At 44.8% G+C, this 16,036-nt stretch carries 14 protein-coding genes and 1 riboswitch; of the genes, 10 read left to right on the plus strand and 4 right to left on the minus strand.

Annotated elements, in window-relative coordinates; translation table 11 throughout:
* Nucleotides 1–3: 3 nt before the first annotated feature.
* Together ACTQ53_RS02170 and rlmN are read right to left on the minus strand one after the other, a co-directional pair.
* The gene (locus ACTQ53_RS02170; RefSeq protein WP_441931856.1) at nt 4–951 is read right to left on the minus strand and encodes a DUF4837 family protein; all 948 of its coding nucleotides are present in this window, start codon (nt 949–951) and stop codon (nt 4–6) included.
* Nucleotides 952–970: 19 nt separating this feature from the next.
* A complete protein-coding gene (gene rlmN, locus ACTQ53_RS02175) occupies nt 971–2,035 on the minus strand; it encodes a 23S rRNA (adenine(2503)-C(2))-methyltransferase RlmN (protein ID WP_218415707.1) in 1,065 nt (354 codons plus the stop codon).
* A 136-nt stretch (nt 2,036–2,171) separates the two neighbouring features.
* Between rlmN and ACTQ53_RS02180 the strand changes: the two genes are divergently transcribed.
* The 5 genes from ACTQ53_RS02180 (at nt 2,172) to ACTQ53_RS02200 (ending at nt 9,460) form a co-directional block, all read left to right on the plus strand.
* Nucleotides 2,172–5,981, plus strand: coding sequence for a DUF4922 domain-containing protein (locus ACTQ53_RS02180; RefSeq protein ID WP_441931857.1), 3,810 nt, complete (start codon nt 2,172–2,174; stop codon nt 5,979–5,981).
* A gap of 9 nt (nt 5,982–5,990) precedes the next feature.
* On the plus strand, nt 5,991–7,316 hold the full coding sequence (locus ACTQ53_RS02185; RefSeq protein WP_294969064.1) for an MFS transporter: 1,326 nt from the start codon (nt 5,991–5,993) through the stop codon (nt 7,314–7,316).
* Between the two features lie 181 nt (nt 7,317–7,497).
* A complete protein-coding gene (locus ACTQ53_RS02190; protein ID WP_117662731.1) occupies nt 7,498–8,466 on the plus strand; it encodes an SPFH domain-containing protein in 969 nt (322 codons plus the stop codon).
* A gap of 6 nt (nt 8,467–8,472) precedes the next feature.
* The gene (locus ACTQ53_RS02195) at nt 8,473–8,715 is read left to right on the plus strand and encodes a DNA-binding protein (RefSeq protein ID WP_295345853.1); all 243 of its coding nucleotides are present in this window, start codon (nt 8,473–8,475) and stop codon (nt 8,713–8,715) included.
* Nucleotides 8,705–9,460, plus strand: a complete 756-nt coding sequence (locus tag ACTQ53_RS02200) for a hypothetical protein (RefSeq protein WP_441931858.1) — start codon at nt 8,705–8,707, stop codon at nt 9,458–9,460. The genes ACTQ53_RS02195 and ACTQ53_RS02200 overlap by 11 nt, the downstream gene beginning before the upstream one ends.
* Before the next feature lie 29 nt (nt 9,461–9,489).
* Here the strand turns inward: ACTQ53_RS02200 and ACTQ53_RS02205 are convergent, their stop codons facing one another.
* Entirely contained in the window at nt 9,490–9,903 is a 414-nt protein-coding gene (locus ACTQ53_RS02205; protein WP_006846346.1) for a secondary thiamine-phosphate synthase enzyme YjbQ, read from the minus strand.
* 293 nt (nt 9,904–10,196) lie between these two features.
* Nucleotides 10,197–10,308, plus strand: a riboswitch (SAM-I-IV-variant riboswitch).
* Here ACTQ53_RS02205 and ACTQ53_RS02210 point away from each other — a divergent pair.
* Nucleotides 10,308–10,559 carry a hypothetical protein gene (locus ACTQ53_RS02210; protein WP_441931860.1) on the plus strand — a complete coding sequence of 84 codons (252 nt, stop codon included), beginning with the start codon at nt 10,308–10,310 and terminating at the stop codon, nt 10,557–10,559. It overlaps the preceding riboswitch by 1 nt.
* A gap of 31 nt (nt 10,560–10,590) precedes the next feature.
* Here the strand turns inward: ACTQ53_RS02210 and ACTQ53_RS02215 are convergent, their stop codons facing one another.
* Nucleotides 10,591–11,445 (minus strand): TIGR02452 family protein, encoded by an 855-nt coding sequence (locus tag ACTQ53_RS02215; RefSeq protein ID WP_441931861.1) that lies wholly within the window; start codon nt 11,443–11,445, stop codon nt 10,591–10,593.
* A gap of 155 nt (nt 11,446–11,600) precedes the next feature.
* Here ACTQ53_RS02215 and ACTQ53_RS02220 point away from each other — a divergent pair, with 155 nt between their 5' ends.
* The 4 genes from ACTQ53_RS02220 (at nt 11,601) to ACTQ53_RS02235 (ending at nt 16,030) form a co-directional block, all read left to right on the plus strand.
* Nucleotides 11,601–11,843, plus strand: a complete 243-nt coding sequence (locus ACTQ53_RS02220) for a hypothetical protein (protein WP_117586144.1) — start codon at nt 11,601–11,603, stop codon at nt 11,841–11,843.
* A 5-nt stretch (nt 11,844–11,848) separates the two neighbouring features.
* Complete coding sequence (locus tag ACTQ53_RS02225; protein ID WP_441931863.1) at nt 11,849–12,067, plus strand: DUF3791 domain-containing protein; 219 nt, start codon at nt 11,849–11,851, stop codon at nt 12,065–12,067.
* Nucleotides 12,064–12,543, plus strand: coding sequence for a DUF3990 domain-containing protein (locus ACTQ53_RS02230; RefSeq protein WP_349225428.1), 480 nt, complete (start codon nt 12,064–12,066; stop codon nt 12,541–12,543). Before ACTQ53_RS02225 ends, ACTQ53_RS02230 begins: the two co-directional genes overlap by 4 nt.
* 586 nt (nt 12,544–13,129) lie before the next feature.
* The gene (locus ACTQ53_RS02235; RefSeq protein ID WP_441931864.1) at nt 13,130–16,030 is read left to right on the plus strand and encodes an SNF2-related protein; all 2,901 of its coding nucleotides are present in this window, start codon (nt 13,130–13,132) and stop codon (nt 16,028–16,030) included.
* Nucleotides 16,031–16,036 lie beyond the last annotated feature (6 nt).

A 16,036-nucleotide genomic window follows, 5' to 3' on the forward strand; every position in this document is an offset into this window, starting at 1 on the left:
ATTTTATTTTATTGTGGAAATCGCAGCTTCGAGCTGCTTGATTAATATTTTCTTTTTCATTTCGGGTGCATAGACGAAGCCGATGACATAGAGGTTATGGATGCGATGCATCACGTAAGGTCCTCCCATGGCATCCCCTTTCATCTCCCAGAGTCCTCTTTCTAAAAGAACAGGAATGGTCATATACATGCTGTCGGTTTCGCCCGGCATGTTGGTTCGAAGAATGCTATCAATCTGAGCCTTGTCATTTACATTTACATGAAAAGCATTTGAATTCTTCATTCTTCGTTCTTCACTCTTCTCTTTTCCTGCTCTTCGTTCTTCACTCTTCACTTTCATCACGAGCAGGTTCTGCATTCCCGTACTTGCGTTGTTCGAAATCCAGATGAAGTTTTTTGCCTTCTTGCTGGCATTCATCGATACCGGGATTTTCATGTCAAGTCCGAATGTCTTCTTTACCTCTTCCTGCATCTCCTTGTTCTGCTTGCTGGGATTGTTGGAGATCATCTCTGCCAGATGCTTCAGTTCAGCTTCATCTACAATTTGGCGGAGCTTTTCGCCATTGAGTCTTTCTCGCAGCTGCTGTACGGAATGGGCATTGATGCGGATGATGTTTTGCGGTTCAGCATTCTCATCGTGGCTCAACTTGACAGCGAAGTCTTTATCTGTGATATTGACGATGATGCGGGTTCTGACGAGCAGGTAGCTGCCTTTTGTCTTCCCCTTCTTCACCTGAATCAGTTTGCAGAGAGGCTCGGGTTGGGGAAGGGCTGGAACGTCTTCCGTCAGTATCCTGGTAACGATGCTGTCGGTATCTCCTTCCAGTACAATCTCGTAAGGTTGCCCTGTACTGGCTGGCTTTTTCCTGTTCTTCCCCGTTAAACCGCAACTTGTCAAGAGGAGAAATATCAGGCAGAACGGGAAAAGAAACGTTATCGTATTTCTCACCATTATGCTATGTTCTTTTCGTCTACTCTTTTTTCTCTTCGTCCTCATGCTGGCGTATTTCGCCAATCTTCTTCGAGGTACTCAGCAAGCCGCAGGCTGCATAGATGTCTTGTCCACGGCTGGCACGGATGGTTGTAAACACGCCGTGCGAGGTAAGGTAATCGCGGAACTGCTCCATCTTTTCGTCATTCACGCCCTGCAGTGGGATGTCTGGAATCTGGTGGAAGCGGATCAGGTTGAAACGGCAATCGAGTCCCTTTACCAACTTGATGATAGCTTTGGCATGCTGCATGCTGTCATTCACTCCCTTGAATACGATGTATTCGAACGAGAGGCGACGCTGGTGGGAGAAGTCGTAGTTCTTCAAAAGCTCTACCACCTGCTCAATACCCATACCTCTTTCTGCAGGCATCAGTTCTGCGCGCTCTGAAGGAATAGGATCGTGCATGGAAATAGCCACATGGCATTCGCTCTCTTCCAGGAATCGCTTCAGTTTGTTCTTCACGCCAACAGAACTTACCGTGATACGCTTCGGACTCCATGCCCAGCCATAGTCGGCAGTCAGAATTTCCGTAGCACGAAGCACGTTGTCGAGGTTGTCCATTGGCTCGCCCTGTCCCATGAATACGATGTTGGTGAGCTTGTCTACCTCTGGCAATGAGTAAATCTGGTTCAGGATGTCGCCGGCAGGCAGACTTCCCTCGAATCCCTGCTTACCTGTTTGGCAGAAGAGACAGTTCATCTTGCAACCCACCTGCGAAGAAACACAGAGCGTGGCACGGTCCTTATCTGGAATATAAACCGTTTCCACAAATTTGCCACTTCGGGTAGGAAAGAGATACTTGATGGTACCATCCACAGAATGTTGTGCGTCGGAATATCCGAAGCATCCTATTTCGTATTCGGCAGCGAGTTTTGCACGGTTGGCTTTCGAGATATTGGTCATCTCATCAATGCTCTTTACATGCTGCTCATAGAGCCATTTCGCCATCTGTCCGCCGGTGAAGGCAGGCATGCCGAGATCCTTTGCCACCTGCTTCAATTCGGCAAGTGTAAGGCCTAAAAGATATTTTTTTTCATTATTCATACTGCAAAGATAGTGTTTTTTGCCGAAAAATTGTTATCTTTGCCACATATTTTAAGATAATAAGTTGAAATAAAGATAAAAAACATAGTTTGATGCCCCCAAATGGGACGAAAAACGAAAAAATAGAAACAAAGAAATGAGACAAAAAATAGACCTTTTCTTGCCTTGTGAAGACCTGGATGTTGCCCAAGAAGCACTCTTGGAACTTCATGACAACAAGACAGTTCAACATATCAATCTCTTGGTGAGTGCTGATTTCGCTGCTTCTCATCAAGTGCCTGATGGTTGTACATTTATCGTTGTCGACCGATTGGAGAGTTCCAATACTGTTAGTAGTATTGCTGAGAACACCGATGCCGACTATGTAATCATTTGTACCAAAGCCACTCCTATCCGTTGGGGATTGTATGCCTTGGAACGTTTCCTCCGTACCGCTGATGATACGGGAGCGGTCATGGTATACTCCGATCATTACTCTGTTCAGGAGGGTAAACTGGAGAAGCATCCGGTCATCGACTATCAGGCTGGTTCACTTCGTGATGACTTCGATTTCGGAAGTCTCTGGCTTGTCAAGGCACAGAATCTGCTCGACTATGCAGCACAGCAGGACAGACAGGAATATCAGTTTGCAGGACTCTATGACCTTCGTCTTTATCTGAGTAGAGTGGGAGAGATTTTCCATATCAATGAATTCCTCTATACGGAAGATGAGCTCGATACCAGAAAGAGTGGAGAAAAGCAGTTCGACTATGTGAACCCTCGCAACCGGGAGGTACAGATAGAGATGGAGAAGGCTTGCACCCATCATCTCGAAAAGGTGGGAGCCTTGGTTGATACCAATTACTATCGACAGCCTGATTTTGATGAGCAGGAGTTTGAATACGAGGCTTCTGTCATTATTCCGGTATTCAACCGTGAAAAGACGATAGCTGACGCAGTGAAAAGCGCACTCAGTCAGAAGACCAGCTTCAAGTTTAATGTTATCGTGGTAAATAATCATTCTACCGACCGTACGGGCGAAATCCTTTCAGAGATTGCCCATGAGATGGAGGAACGGAATGATAAGCAGGCAGGACGCCTTGTCCAGATTGTGCCTGATCGCAACGACCTTGGCATTGGTGGCTGCTGGAATATGGCTATCAACAGCGACCATTGTGGTAAGTTTGCCGTCCAGCTGGATAGTGATGACCTCTATTCTTCCCCTAAGACGCTGCAAAAGATAGTAGATGCCTTCCATAAGCAGAAGGCTGCCATGATGATCGGCTCTTATCGCATGTGCGATTTCGATCTCAATACACTGCCTCCTGGATTGATAGACCATAAGGAGTGGACCGAAGATAATGGCTGTAATAACGCTCTGCGTATCAATGGATTGGGTGCTCCTCGTGCCTTCTTTACCCCATTGGTCCGTCAGATTCAATTTCCTAATACCAGTTATGGTGAGGACTATGCCTTGGGATTGGTGTTCTCTCGTCGCTACCGTATTGGCAGAATCTACGATGAACTTTACCTCTGCCGTCGTTGGGGAGGAAATAGTGATGCTGCCTTGAGTATCGATAAGGTAAATGCCAATAATCTTTATAAGGACCGTCTTCGCACCATGGAGTTGAAGGCGCGCCAGCAGATGTTGCAGGGCAAGGCTGATATAATGGAAGATAGCAGTATCTCCCGTTTCTTCAATCGCCAGATGGAGAAATGGGCTGATGCCCGTCACCGCTTCCGCGATCTCAAGCATGTGGAGACCCATCAGCTCTCCGACCAGTTGAAAGTGCAGTGGAATCCGGCACGCATCGTGAGCACCGGAGCCAAGATTGATAAGAAGACATTGGGTGATCGTCCATGTTTCCTTTGCGACAAGAACCGTCCTAAGGAGCAGATTTCAAAACAGATAGATGAACGCTTCCTTCTCTTGGTGAATCCGTTCCCGATTCTGCCTGTTCATTTCACGATTCCTGCAAGAAAGCATCAGCCGCAGTCTATCTATAAGAATTATGGTGAGATGCACCGGTTCCTGAGCTTGCATAGCGAGTTGATGGTGTTCTATAACGGTCCGAAGTGTGGAGCCTCAGCTCCTGATCATCTTCATTTCCAGGCAGGTACCAGTGCCATCTTGCCTTTGCAGGCTAATTGGCAGCGACTTTCTCGCAACCTTACTGATATCATTTCTCTGAATGATGACGAAAAGATTGCCTTGATTCATGACTTTGTTGTTCCAGCCTTTGTCATCATCTCCAAGAGTGAGGACAGCGATGAGGCTCTTTTCCAACGTCTCTATAAGTCGATGCCTGTTCGTGGTGATGAGACTGAACCAATGATGAATATCATCGCATGGCGCAAGGGGGATGAGTATATCTCTGTGGTTATTCCTAGAGAGAAACACCGCCCTGAGGCTTATTTTGCAGAAGGCGATGCACAGATGATGGTTTCTCCTGGAGCCTTGGATATGTCGGGACTCATCATTACTCCCCGTGAGGAAGACTTCCGTAAGTTGACCGAAGAGAGTGCTACTGCCATTCTGCAGGAATGTGGTGTCTCTACGGATAAGATGAACAGCATCGTTACCAAACTCAAGGCTTCAAAGGAAGCTGAACTGCAGGTCGGTACTTCTGCCTTATACAGTTATGACAAGGAACCTGAGGTGAAGGTGGGTATTGTGAGCGGACAGAAGATTCATTTCTCTCTCAATAAACCTTATCTGGCTAAGGGCGAGACAGTAATCGGCGAACAGGAGGTGGAATTCTCAGAAGGTGGTGTACTCTGGAACGGTAATCAGTATAGTTCCTTGACTTTCCATCCACAGAGTGCGGACGCTTCCTTCTCGCTGAGCGATGTTACGATTGGTGTCAACTTCCATTGGGAGCGCAAGGAAACCCAGACTTTCCTCGGAACATTGCGTTTCGTGGTCGAGTCGGATAAGATTTGTGCCATCAACGAACTGCCTGTAGAGAAGTATCTGGAGAGTGTAATCAGTAGTGAGATGAGTGCCACTTCCAGTCTCGAACTTTTGAAGGCACATGCCGTTATCTCCCGTTCCTGGCTTTTGGCGCAGATGAAGAAGCATAGGGATGTTGCAGAAAGTGGTAATAATTTCTTCTCTTTCACCAAGAAGGAAGATATGCTCATCCGCTGGTACGATCGCGAAGACCATACCATCTTTGATGTTTGTGCAGATGACCATTGCCAGCGTTACCAGGGAATCACGAAGGAAACTTCTCCACATGTTGCTGAGGCTATTCGTCAGACCAAGGGACAGGTGCTCCTGGATGGTGATGAGATATGCGATGCCCGATTCTCTAAATGTTGCGGTGGAGTCACAGAGGAGTTCCAGTACTGTTGGGAAGATACACCGAAGAATTATCTCACTGCGGTGAGGGATATTGCATTAGGAATAGAATCTACTTTGCCTAATCTGACAAATGAGGAAGAGGCTGAGAAGTGGATTCGCTTCAACCCTCCTGCTTTCTGCAACACGCAGGACAAGAGAATCCTCTCACAGGTGTTGAACGATTACGACCAGGAAACGGTAGACTTCTATCGCTGGAAGGTAACCCTTACTCAGGAGAAACTGCAGCAGCTCATTGCTGACAGACTGAAGATGGACTTGGGTTCTATCCTTGATATGAAATCCGTAGAACGGGGAACGAGTGGACGAATCAGTAAACTCCAGATTATCGGTACGGAGAAAACCTTCACCATCGGTAAGGAACTCGAAATCCGCCGCACGCTGAGTGACAGTCATCTCCTCAGTTCTGCCTTTATCGTGGATAAATATGATATAGATGAGCAGGGAGTTCCTCAGCGTTTCGAACTGGTCGGAGCTGGATGGGGACACGGAGTAGGTCTCTGTCAGATTGGTGCAGCCGTGATGGGCGAGGAAGGCTATCTGTATGATGCCATCCTTCTGCACTACTATCAGGGAGCTGAAATCAAGAAACTCTATAAATAGTGATGTAAAATGGTAACAAAGAAAAATAGTCGGAATCCATGGGCTTGGATTCCGACCCTCTATTTTGCAGAAGGACTGCCTAATGTCATCGTGACAGCCCTCTCTGTCGTGATGTATATGCAGTTGGGCTTGACCGATGCCCAGGTGGGTCTCTATACCGGATGGCTGGCTTTGCCATGGGTTATCAAACCCTTGTGGAGTCCTTTCATCGACTTGCTGAAGACCAAGCGCTGGTGGGTATTGACCATGCAGGCACTCATCGGAGCCGCCCTTGCCGGCATTGCTTTCTCGCTGCCTACTGCCTTCTGGTTCCAGGCAACGATGTGTTTCTTCTTCCTCATCGCCTTCTGTAGTGCCACCCACGATATTTCGGCGGATGGTTTCTATATGATAGAGTTGGATGAGCATACGCAGACCAAGTTCGTGGGTTTGAGAAATACCTTCTATCGCCTTGCCATCATCTTTGTGAATGGATTCCTGGTGATGCTGGCTGGTGTTCTCCAGGTGATGTTCCGCAACCAGATTAGCTTCTCATGGGCGCTCATCTTCTACGGTCTGGCAGGTATCTTCATCGGATTATGGCTCTATCATAGCCGATTCATGCCACGTCCTAAGGAGGATGTGCAGACGGACAGAACGGTGGGTGAAGTGGCTCACGAACTGAAGAATATGTTCCGCACCTTCTTCGTGAAGTTCGGATTGGGAGAAACCATCTGTGTGATGCTCTTCCTCTTGCTCTACCGATTCCCAGAAGCGCTTCTGAACACCATGACCAAGACCTTCATCCTCCGTCCTAATTCGCAGGGCGGACTGGGACTGTCACCTCAGGAATATGGCTTTGCCAATGGTACTGTGGGATTGATTGGTTTGCTGCTGGGTGGAATTCTTGGTGGTATTCTGGTGAGCAGGGATGGAATGAAGAAATGGCTCTGGCCTCTGGTTTGCGCCATCACCTTGCCTGATGTGGTTTACATCTATCTGAGTTACTCACTCAACAGCAACCTCATCGTGGTTTCCAGCTGTCTTTTCGTCGAGCAGTTGGGTTACGGTCTGGGCTTCACGGTTCTTACCCTTTACATGTTGTTCTATAGTCAGGGCAAGTTCAAGACATCCCATTATTCCATCTGTACAGGTATCTCTTATTTAGGTTTGATGTTGCCTGGTATGGTTTCGGGATATCTGAAAGATATGGTAGGCTACCGCATGTTCTTCATCATCGTGATGGCATGTTGCGCCATTACCTTCCTGGTTACTGCTTTCCTGAAGATTGATCCTAATTTCGGAAAGAAAGAGAAAGAGGAAATCGAGGAGGAAGAAATGGAAGTGATAGAATAGTAATCCTATATATAAATAGGTGAAAATACAGGAAAAGGTCGTTGGGATTCGTCTCAACGACCTTTTTACGTTAAACTAATTAAAATTTTGGGTTCCTTCTCTTGTGATATCATTTTAATATCGTATATTTGTGATATTAAAATGATATCAATATCAATAACGTAATAAATAAAGTAAAATTATGGAGAATAAGGAATTTACGTATCAGGGAAAGACCTTGAATGGCATCCTGATGTTAGTGTTAAACATCATCGGCTTTCTGGCTGGAGTTGGCTTGTTTATATTTGCCTGCGTTTCGCAAGAGGGCTGGCTGGCAAATGTCTGTGGTGTTTGTGGCGTACTGCTTCTCATCCTGAGCATCATCTGCGTCTGCGGTTTCATCCTGGTGGAGCCGGGTCAGGCTCGCGTATTGCTTTTCTTCGGTAAGTATCGTGGCACTTTTACAGAGCCTGGTTACTATTGGCTGAATCCGTTCATCAGTCAGAAAAAGCTTTCGCTTCGTGTGCGCAACCTCGATGCCGAACCTATCAAGGTGAATGATAAGACGGGTAATCCGATTATGATTGGTATGGTGCTGGTATGGAAACTGAAGGATACCTACAAGGCTATCTTCGAGATTGATACCCAGACGATGGCTGAGGGTTCTACGGGTCAGGCAGGCATCGGTGCTTCTGCTGCACAGATCATGAATATGCTGGGCCGCTTTGTTCAGATTCAGGCCGATGCCGCTCTCCGACAGGTAGCTGGACAGTATGCCTACGATGATGACGAGGGTGGAAAGTCGAATCAGATTACGCTTCGAGATGGAAGTGATGAGATTAATAAGGAGTTGGAGGCTCGCATCGATGAGCGATTGGCAATGGCAGGTATCGAGGTTGTAGAGGCTCGCATCAACTATCTGGCTTATGCACCGGAGATAGCAGCCGTGATGCTTCGTCGCCAGCAGGCTTCAGCCATCATCTCTGCCAGAGAGAAGATTGTAGAAGGAGCCGTGTCGATGGTGAAGATGGCATTGCAGAAGTTGAGCGATGAAGATGTGGTAGAGCTTGATGACGACAAGAAAGCAGCCATGGTCAGCAATCTGCTCGTAGTGCTCTGTGGTGATGATACTGCTCAGCCTGTAGTAAATACGGGAACATTGAATCATTAAAAAAGTATGGCTAAAAAGGAAACAAATATAAAAAGTTTTATATTGCGCATCGATTCGGAAACGATGAGTGCCATTGAGGCGTGGGCTGAGGATGAGTTCCGCTCAACCAACGGCCAGCTGCAATGGATCATCGCCGAAGCGCTGCGCAAGGCTGGCAGACTGCCTAAGAAAAAGAAGGCTGCATCAAAGAAAACGAAGGAAGAAGTCGATTTAAATCAAATAGGAGGGGAAAAGAAAGATGAAGAATAAAATATTTTGTTTTGTGCTTGATTTATTCAAAAATGGCGATAAGGAAGAGCAGGCTGGCATCTTTGCGCAAGTCAAGATCTATCGTTCTACAACTGCCAGGGTCTTTGAATTTATTGTAGGAATCCTGGTTCTTGCCATGTGGCTGCTCACCATCAGAAACATCATTCATGCCACATCTGATGATTGGTTTCTGTATATTGTCATAGCTGCGGTAGGTACACTTGTTTCAGTTCAAAACTTGCGTCATAGCTATCATCCCACAGCCATTGATTTGCCTTTCGTCAAGATAGTTAATGCCCGACAGGTATATTATCTTTCTCTCAGCAGTCGCTTTGCTTCTGTAGGATTATCTCTCTTCTTTCTATGGATTAGTTGTGTTGATTTGATAGATAACGAGGATCTGTTTTTTGGAGGAATGGTAGCTTGCTTTGTTCTTTTATGTCTGAACTGTGTATTCTTTATCTATAAGATATACCAGTTGAGAAACCTGGTAGAACTAGAGGATCCTGAGCCAGCTATCAAAAACGAGAAACTCTTGACCATCGGTGTGTTGGTATTGACGATAATTTTAGGATTTGTGATGCATCTACTGCCGATTTGGGATTGTATGCCAAAGATATTAAGTGGATTTTTAAGAGGAATCCTCGTCATAGCAATGGTAGTAGGAATCGTCTGGGTATGCAAGAGATACTTCGGCCTTTTCCGTGAAATAGAAAAAGACGCCTCCGATTCTTTCAAAAAATAGAGGCGACTTCGATTTATTGCAACGATTCTTTATTCCCCGATAATCGTTGCGATGAGGTGTCGGCTTCCGCCTCCTTCTCTGAATTCACAGAGGTAAATTCCCTGCCAGGTACCAAGGTTCAGTCTTCCGTTGGTAATAGGAATGGTGAGCGATACCCCCACCATGCTCGATTTGGCATGCGCCGACATATCCGTAGGTCCTTCATCCTGGTGCAGATATCTTGGGTCACCATCCGGAACCAGTCTTTCGAAGATACCCTTTAAATCATGTCTCACATCAGGGTCGAAGTTCTCGTTCAGCGACAATCCGCAACTGGTATGTCTTACGAAGAGATTCAGTATCCCTGTCTTAGGCAGTGCCGGCAAGTTCCTCATCACCTCGTTGGTTACGAGATGAAAGCCGCGAGGAAGCGGGCGCAATGAAAATTCAACTTGCTGTATCATATCATTCTTTGTTTTTATATTTCTACTGTTTGTATCTTTCTGATTGTCAATTTACAAAGGTAATTATAATTTTATTATTATAATACTATTATAATGCAAATATAGGAAAGTTTAACCATTTAAGGGAATCTCCTTCAATCAAGTCGAGTATATCTCTTCTTATCAAGTCGGGTATTTTCTTGCTATCTGCTACCCCGAAAAAACTTCTTCTTTAGAAGAAGGAAAAAAACAGGAAAAAATAATCCCGAAAAAATTTGGTGGTTTCAGAATAATGATGTACTTTTGCACCCGAAATCAAGCATTAAGAGTTGCCCAGTTGCGGCACACCAACCGAGTTTCGCATAGAGATAACCACGGTGGTAAAAGAATGTGTAAGTGTTTAACAACTTAAAATAATTATCTTTATGAATCCAAATTCAGATTTAAAGAACAATGAGAGTGTAATGGCAGCTAATGCCGAGTCATCAACAATTAAGACAGCTGATGCCGAGTCAAGAATTTCAGAGTATGCAGCCCGTTTTGCCGCTTACAGCGATGAGCATTTGAAGCAGACCGTGGATCACGAGCGCAAGGTTCGTGGTTGGGGCAGCGAGCGCAGTTACTTCCTCGCCGCCTTGCGAGGTGAGTGCGAGAAGCGAGGCATTGATTACTGCTAATCAAGCCCCATCTGTGTAAATCTGTGGGAGCTTATGACTTGAATTCCTCGATGAAGGGTTGCAGGTTTCCACCTCTTGGCGAGTTATGGTCTTCAAGGATGGCGAAGGCGATGAGCTTGTACTTGTCCTTGAACTCCTTCTCGTCGATGACTTCGTGAAACAGTCTTGCGATATGTTTCGGAGGATTGTGGAAGGCACCGCAACCGAATGCACCGAGCACGATGCTGTCGTGTCCGTTCAGCAGACCGATACGCAGCATCGTCCTCATTTTGTTCTTTGTCAATGCGGCATCTTCTTCACAGATGTTCCCATCTCTATCTAAATCAGGATGATTGATGGCGGCTACTGCCACGAACGACATATAGTAAGGAGTATCGAGCAAGGCAAAGTTATCCTTGGCTCCAGCCCTGAATACGGTAGCGTCTGGCACATAGATACCTCCGAATCTCACAGGCATCGGATATTGGAACTTGCTTTTCTCCAGACCGTAATCCTCGGCATATTCCGCATAGCGATACATAGAGAGAAAGAGGTTGGTGCTGCGGAAGAGGCTTTCCTCCTGTGCCCGGCTTCCGTTCTTCACGCCACCACCCGGGTTGCGCCGGCTTGCCAGGTTGAGAACCACGGGATTGTATCCTTCCTGTTGCAACTGATGACCGCAATGGATGCTGTCGTCATTCTTCACTATAATCTTGGTGGAACCTTCTGCAAGACTAGGTACATTAGAAGCATCCAGTGGTTTGGTATAGAATCTGCTTCCCCTCAGCATCTTCGTGTTGTCGAGCAGTTTCACTTCCTCCCCATTCTCAGATGTGTAATGTCCCTTCAGTACAATATCTATAGTTTGCTGATACACGTCAGCCAGTTGTCTTCTGTCGTTTATCATGATTTCTTCTGTTTATTTTGTTTGTGTCACTAAAAATCCGTTTTTTTTGGCAAAATTATAAGTTTTCTTTGTATTCTCCAAACTTTTATATATAAAATATGTGGTATTCTCGATATTTCTTTGTAAATTTGCCCACAAAAGAAAAATATATAATTATGGAAGGACAAACAAAACTTTCTGCCGGACAGATAGGCATATTGATTAATGCCCGTATCAAAGATATGGCAATGTGGCTGATGGAAGACTTCAAGTATTCTCTTGAAGAAGCTTTAGATTGTGTTTATAATTCAGAGTTATTCGAGAAACTTCAGGATTTAGAGACAGGGCTATATTATCAGAGTTCTGGCTACAACTATGAGTTGCTGAAGGAGGAAATTAAATATGGAAAGGTAGGTTGAGAATTATGGAATTAGAAAGTAAGACTTATTACATTATATATTGTGTGAGCCAATTTGCACAGCGGTTTGGCATATCTTTGAAGCAATCCTATGCTTATCTGAAAAGGCATAAGGGATTGGATTTTTTGTATGAATGTTATGGAGCGGAGCATCTTCTTTCTTTAGATGATGCAGTGGATGATTTGGCTGTTATTTGTCATAGGAATGGAGGGGCTTTGGTATGATAGAGTTGTATCATGGATCCAATCTGTTTATAGACAAGATTGATTTTACTAAGTGTAAGCCTTATAAGGATTTTGGGCAAGGTTTTTATCTGACGGATATTTTTCCGCAGGCAATGGAGATGGCAATCAAGCGAACTCGTATTGTTGGCTCAGGTTCTCCTGTCGTAACAAAATTCTTGTTTGACGAGAAACTGTTGATTGATGGAAGTCTGAAAGTGTTGACTTTTGATAGTCCATCAATAGAATGGGCAAAATTTATCTTAGCTAACCGTAAAAGAAGTAAGGATAAATTTATTCATGACTATGATGTTGTGGTCGGTCCCGTTGCTGATGATGGTGTCGCTTTTCAATTGGAAAGATATTTGTATGGAGGACTGACTTTAGAGCAACTTGCAAAAGAGTTGACCTACAGAAAGCTGAATCGCCAGTATTTTTTCGGTACAGAGAAGGCTATAAGTTATCTTCAGCAGATTTGATATGTGTCGTATAGATTCATTAAGAGTCTGAGTAAGAAGCAGAGAGTGGATTATATGATTATGGACGACCAGTATTTCTCTTTTGATGCTTCAAGTAAAATTTACTCTATAAAAGATATTTTGAGGTATTAAGTTGCATATCTCATTTATTTTTTGTAACTTTGCCCTCGAAAGGGAAGAGGTTGCCGCAGGCGGCTGTTCCCTTGTAACATAAGTTGAACAAATAAAATAGAAAAATAAGAAACAGAAAGAATAAACTTTAGACATATAATATAATAATATACAAGCGTTTACGATTATTTGGAGTCTCTTGAAATTTGGCGATTGAAAAAAGACTGTACATTGTAAATATAAGTGAATGCTCACGCTCATAAGGCGTGAGCTAAACTTATCTATGTACAGCAGGTCACGCCAAATACCTAAGAGACTGATAAGTGAGGCTTACGCCTTTCTTATATAGTTTCGCCAACAAGGTATTTGTCTCTTCTGCATTGTTTTTGTAAGCCTGGAAGTTTGCTCAAGCATAGCAAAAATGTGACCTGCTATTTCCGATAAAGTTTACGCTCATAATCCCTTATAAGCGACGATGAAACAGGAAATCCCTTATTCATCTGCGCAGCTCTTGTATTATGCCTGGCAGTTGTCACGTAATAGGGGTGGTGCGGATGATGATAAGTTGACGGGTGTCTTGTCGGAGGCACGTGTCGATCTGAACCCCCATCAGGTGATGGCGGCTCTTTTTGCATTCCAGTCTCCTTTCTCCAAAGGTGTTATCCTTGCCGATGAGGTGGGATTGGGAAAAACGATAGAGGCTGGTATTGTTATCAGCCAGTTTTGGGCTGAACGTAAGCGTCGTATCCTCATCGTTGCTCCAGCTACCCTTCGCCGACAGTGGAGCATGGAGCTGGAGGAAAAGTTCTTTCTGGATTCTTTTATTCTCGAAAAGAAAAAGGGGATTTCTTTAGACCATCTTTCCGATGGCAAGCAAATCTATATCTGCTCTTATCAGTTTGCTTCCAGACAAGCCGAAATCTTGTCGCGCACTCATTGGGACCTGGTGGTTTATGATGAGGCTCATAAACTGCGCAATGTTTATAAGTCAACCCCTTCGATGGCTTCCCGTCTGAAATCAGCTTTTTCTGATAGTCATAAACTCCTCCTTACCGCCACTCCGCTCCAGAATAACATAGAGGAATTATATGGTCTGGTAAGTATCATCGATGACCATTACTTTGGTGACTTGAAGAGTTTCAAGGCTCAGTATTGCTATAGTAACAAAAACGATGATATTGCTTTTGGTGATCTTCGCAGGCGTCTTCGCCCCATCGTGCATCGCACGCTTCGCAAACAGGTTACGGAGTATGTAAAATATACTTCTCGTATCCCGATGGCGCAGGAATATTATCCTGCCGTTGAAGAGCAGAAACTCTATAATCAAATCAGCGAGTATCTTCGCCGTGATGATACTTACGGATTACCAACCAGTCAACGTCAGTTGATTACGCTGATATTTCGCAAACTCATGTCTTCATCAACCTTTGCCATCGGCTATACGCTCAAAACGCTTATCGACCGTTTGCAGACCAAGATTGCTCCATATTCTGCCGATAAACCACAAGGCTGGTATGGGGAAGATGGAAAAATAGCTATGGTTGCCGAAGATATGTTGGGCGATGATTGGGATGAATGGAATGAGCAGGATGAGAACGAACAGGAAGGAGAAATCCTTACTTCCGATGAGATAGAAGGTATCAAGAATGAAATCAAGGAACTCCAATGTCTATATGATCTAGCCAATAGTATCAGTAGCAATAAAAAAGGTGATTGCCTCTTGTCGGCACTCCATACCGGTTTTCAGAAGATGGAAGAGTTGGGAGCCAACCGCAAAGCAATGATATTCACGGAAAGTACCCGTACCCAGCTCTATCTGAAACAGCTTTTAGAGGAGAATGGTTATATGGGCAAGATAGTCCTCTTCAATGGTTCCAACAATGATGAAACTTCCCGAAAGATATATAAGGCATGGAAAGAGCGGAATATAGGCACATCAGCCTTAACCCCTTCTTTGTCGGCAAACAAGCGCCAGGCTATTGTAGATTATTTCAGAGACGAAGCCGAAATCATGATTGCTACCGAGGCGGCATCCGAAGGTATCAACCTTCAGTTTTGTTCACTTATTGTGAATTACGATTTGCCGTGGAATCCTCAAAGGGTGGAACAGCGCATAGGTAGATGCCATCGTTATGGACAGAAGAATGATGTGGTGGTGTTCAATTTCATCAATAAGGCAAATGCTGCTGATGTGCGTGTGTTCCAACTGCTTTCTGAGAAATTCCATCTCTTTGATGGTGTCTTCGGTTCTAGTGATGAGGTGCTGGGCAGCATCGAGTCGGGGGTTGACTTCGAGAAGCGGATGCTCAACATCTATCAGCAGTGCCGTACTCCTGAAGAAATCAATGCAGCTTTCGACCAGATTCAGCAAGAGATGGATGCAAGTATCAAGGCAACGATGCAAGATACGCGCAAGCAACTGCTTGAAAACTTTGATGAGGATGTGGTGGGACTGCTGAAGATTCGCCAAGGCAAGGATATGGGAAATCTGAATAAGTTCCATCGCTGGCTTTGGACGATAACCATTGCTACGCTTGGTAAGGAGAATGTAGAAGTAGTAGATGAAACTAATCTCGTCTTTCGCTTGAAGCACAATCCTTATCCTGATGTGGCAGCAGAATGTGGCATGTATCAGATAACGACGCTCCAATCGCAATACATCAATTATCGTTTGTCGCATCCTTTGGCTCAAAAGGTCATTGCCTTGTGTAAGCAGAATGCGCAAAGCCAGCAGAATCTCCTCTTCGATTATAGCCGATATCGTTATAAGGTGGCAGATATAGAACAATGTGGTTATGAAAGTGGATGGCTTCAGGCTCATCTTGTTTCTTTTATATCCGAAGGACAACAGGAACAGCACATTGTGCTGACGGCACTTGCGGAAGATGGAACGGCTTTGGGTCAGGAGTTTGCTGAAAAACTATTGAATGTTCCAACGATAAGTACCGGAAATGTTCTTGTGCAGGAGGAAGCAAGCCAGAAGTTGGCTTCCCTGTATGATAACCGGCGAGCAGCCTTGACCGTTCAGATAGAAGAACGAAACAAGGCTTTGCTTGATGCTGAAATTCAGCATATCGAGAAATGGGCAGAAGACCAGCAGCTCACTTTGGAGAATGAACTGAAAGACATCAAGGCTAAAATCAAGGAGAAGAAAAGATTGTTGAGTCGTTCGGAGAATGCACAGCAAACATTGACCCTGGAAAAGGAATTGAATACCCTTACTAGTCAGCAGAAGCGTAAGCGAGCCGAAATCTTTGAACTTGAAGATGAGATAGAGGAGAAGCGAGACGGAATGATAGACAAAGTGAAGGCATTTATCCAGCAGCATATTACGGAAGAAGAACTCTTCTGCGTGCATTGGACTTTAAAGAAATGAAACGGA

Source organism: Prevotella sp. Sow4_E9_plate (genome assembly GCF_052116205.1).
Classification (GTDB): Bacteria; Bacteroidota; Bacteroidia; order Bacteroidales; family Bacteroidaceae; genus Prevotella.

Excerpts from the sequence above, each read along its gene's own strand:
- ACTQ53_RS02170 (WP_441931856.1), bottom strand. The coding sequence starts at position 951 with ATGGTGAGAAATACGATAACGTTTCTTTTCCCGTTCTGCCTGATATTT.
- rlmN (WP_218415707.1), bottom strand. The coding sequence starts at position 2,035 with ATGAATAATGAAAAAAAATATCTTTTAGGCCTTACACTTGCCGAATTG.
- ACTQ53_RS02180 (WP_441931857.1), top strand. The coding sequence starts at position 2,172 with ATGAGACAAAAAATAGACCTTTTCTTGCCTTGTGAAGACCTGGATGTT.
- ACTQ53_RS02185 (WP_294969064.1), top strand. The coding sequence starts at position 5,991 with ATGGTAACAAAGAAAAATAGTCGGAATCCATGGGCTTGGATTCCGACC.
- ACTQ53_RS02190 (WP_117662731.1), top strand. The coding sequence starts at position 7,498 with ATGGAGAATAAGGAATTTACGTATCAGGGAAAGACCTTGAATGGCATC.
- ACTQ53_RS02195 (WP_295345853.1), top strand. The coding sequence starts at position 8,473 with ATGGCTAAAAAGGAAACAAATATAAAAAGTTTTATATTGCGCATCGAT.
- ACTQ53_RS02200 (WP_441931858.1), top strand. The coding sequence starts at position 8,705 with ATGAAGAATAAAATATTTTGTTTTGTGCTTGATTTATTCAAAAATGGC.
- ACTQ53_RS02205 (WP_006846346.1), bottom strand. The coding sequence starts at position 9,903 with ATGATACAGCAAGTTGAATTTTCATTGCGCCCGCTTCCTCGCGGCTTT.
- ACTQ53_RS02210 (WP_441931860.1), top strand. The coding sequence starts at position 10,308 with ATGAATCCAAATTCAGATTTAAAGAACAATGAGAGTGTAATGGCAGCT.
- ACTQ53_RS02215 (WP_441931861.1), bottom strand. The coding sequence starts at position 11,445 with ATGATAAACGACAGAAGACAACTGGCTGACGTGTATCAGCAAACTATA.
- ACTQ53_RS02220 (WP_117586144.1), top strand. The coding sequence starts at position 11,601 with ATGGAAGGACAAACAAAACTTTCTGCCGGACAGATAGGCATATTGATT.
- ACTQ53_RS02225 (WP_441931863.1), top strand. The coding sequence starts at position 11,849 with ATGGAATTAGAAAGTAAGACTTATTACATTATATATTGTGTGAGCCAA.
- ACTQ53_RS02230 (WP_349225428.1), top strand. The coding sequence starts at position 12,064 with ATGATAGAGTTGTATCATGGATCCAATCTGTTTATAGACAAGATTGAT.
- ACTQ53_RS02235 (WP_441931864.1), top strand. The coding sequence starts at position 13,130 with ATGAAACAGGAAATCCCTTATTCATCTGCGCAGCTCTTGTATTATGCC.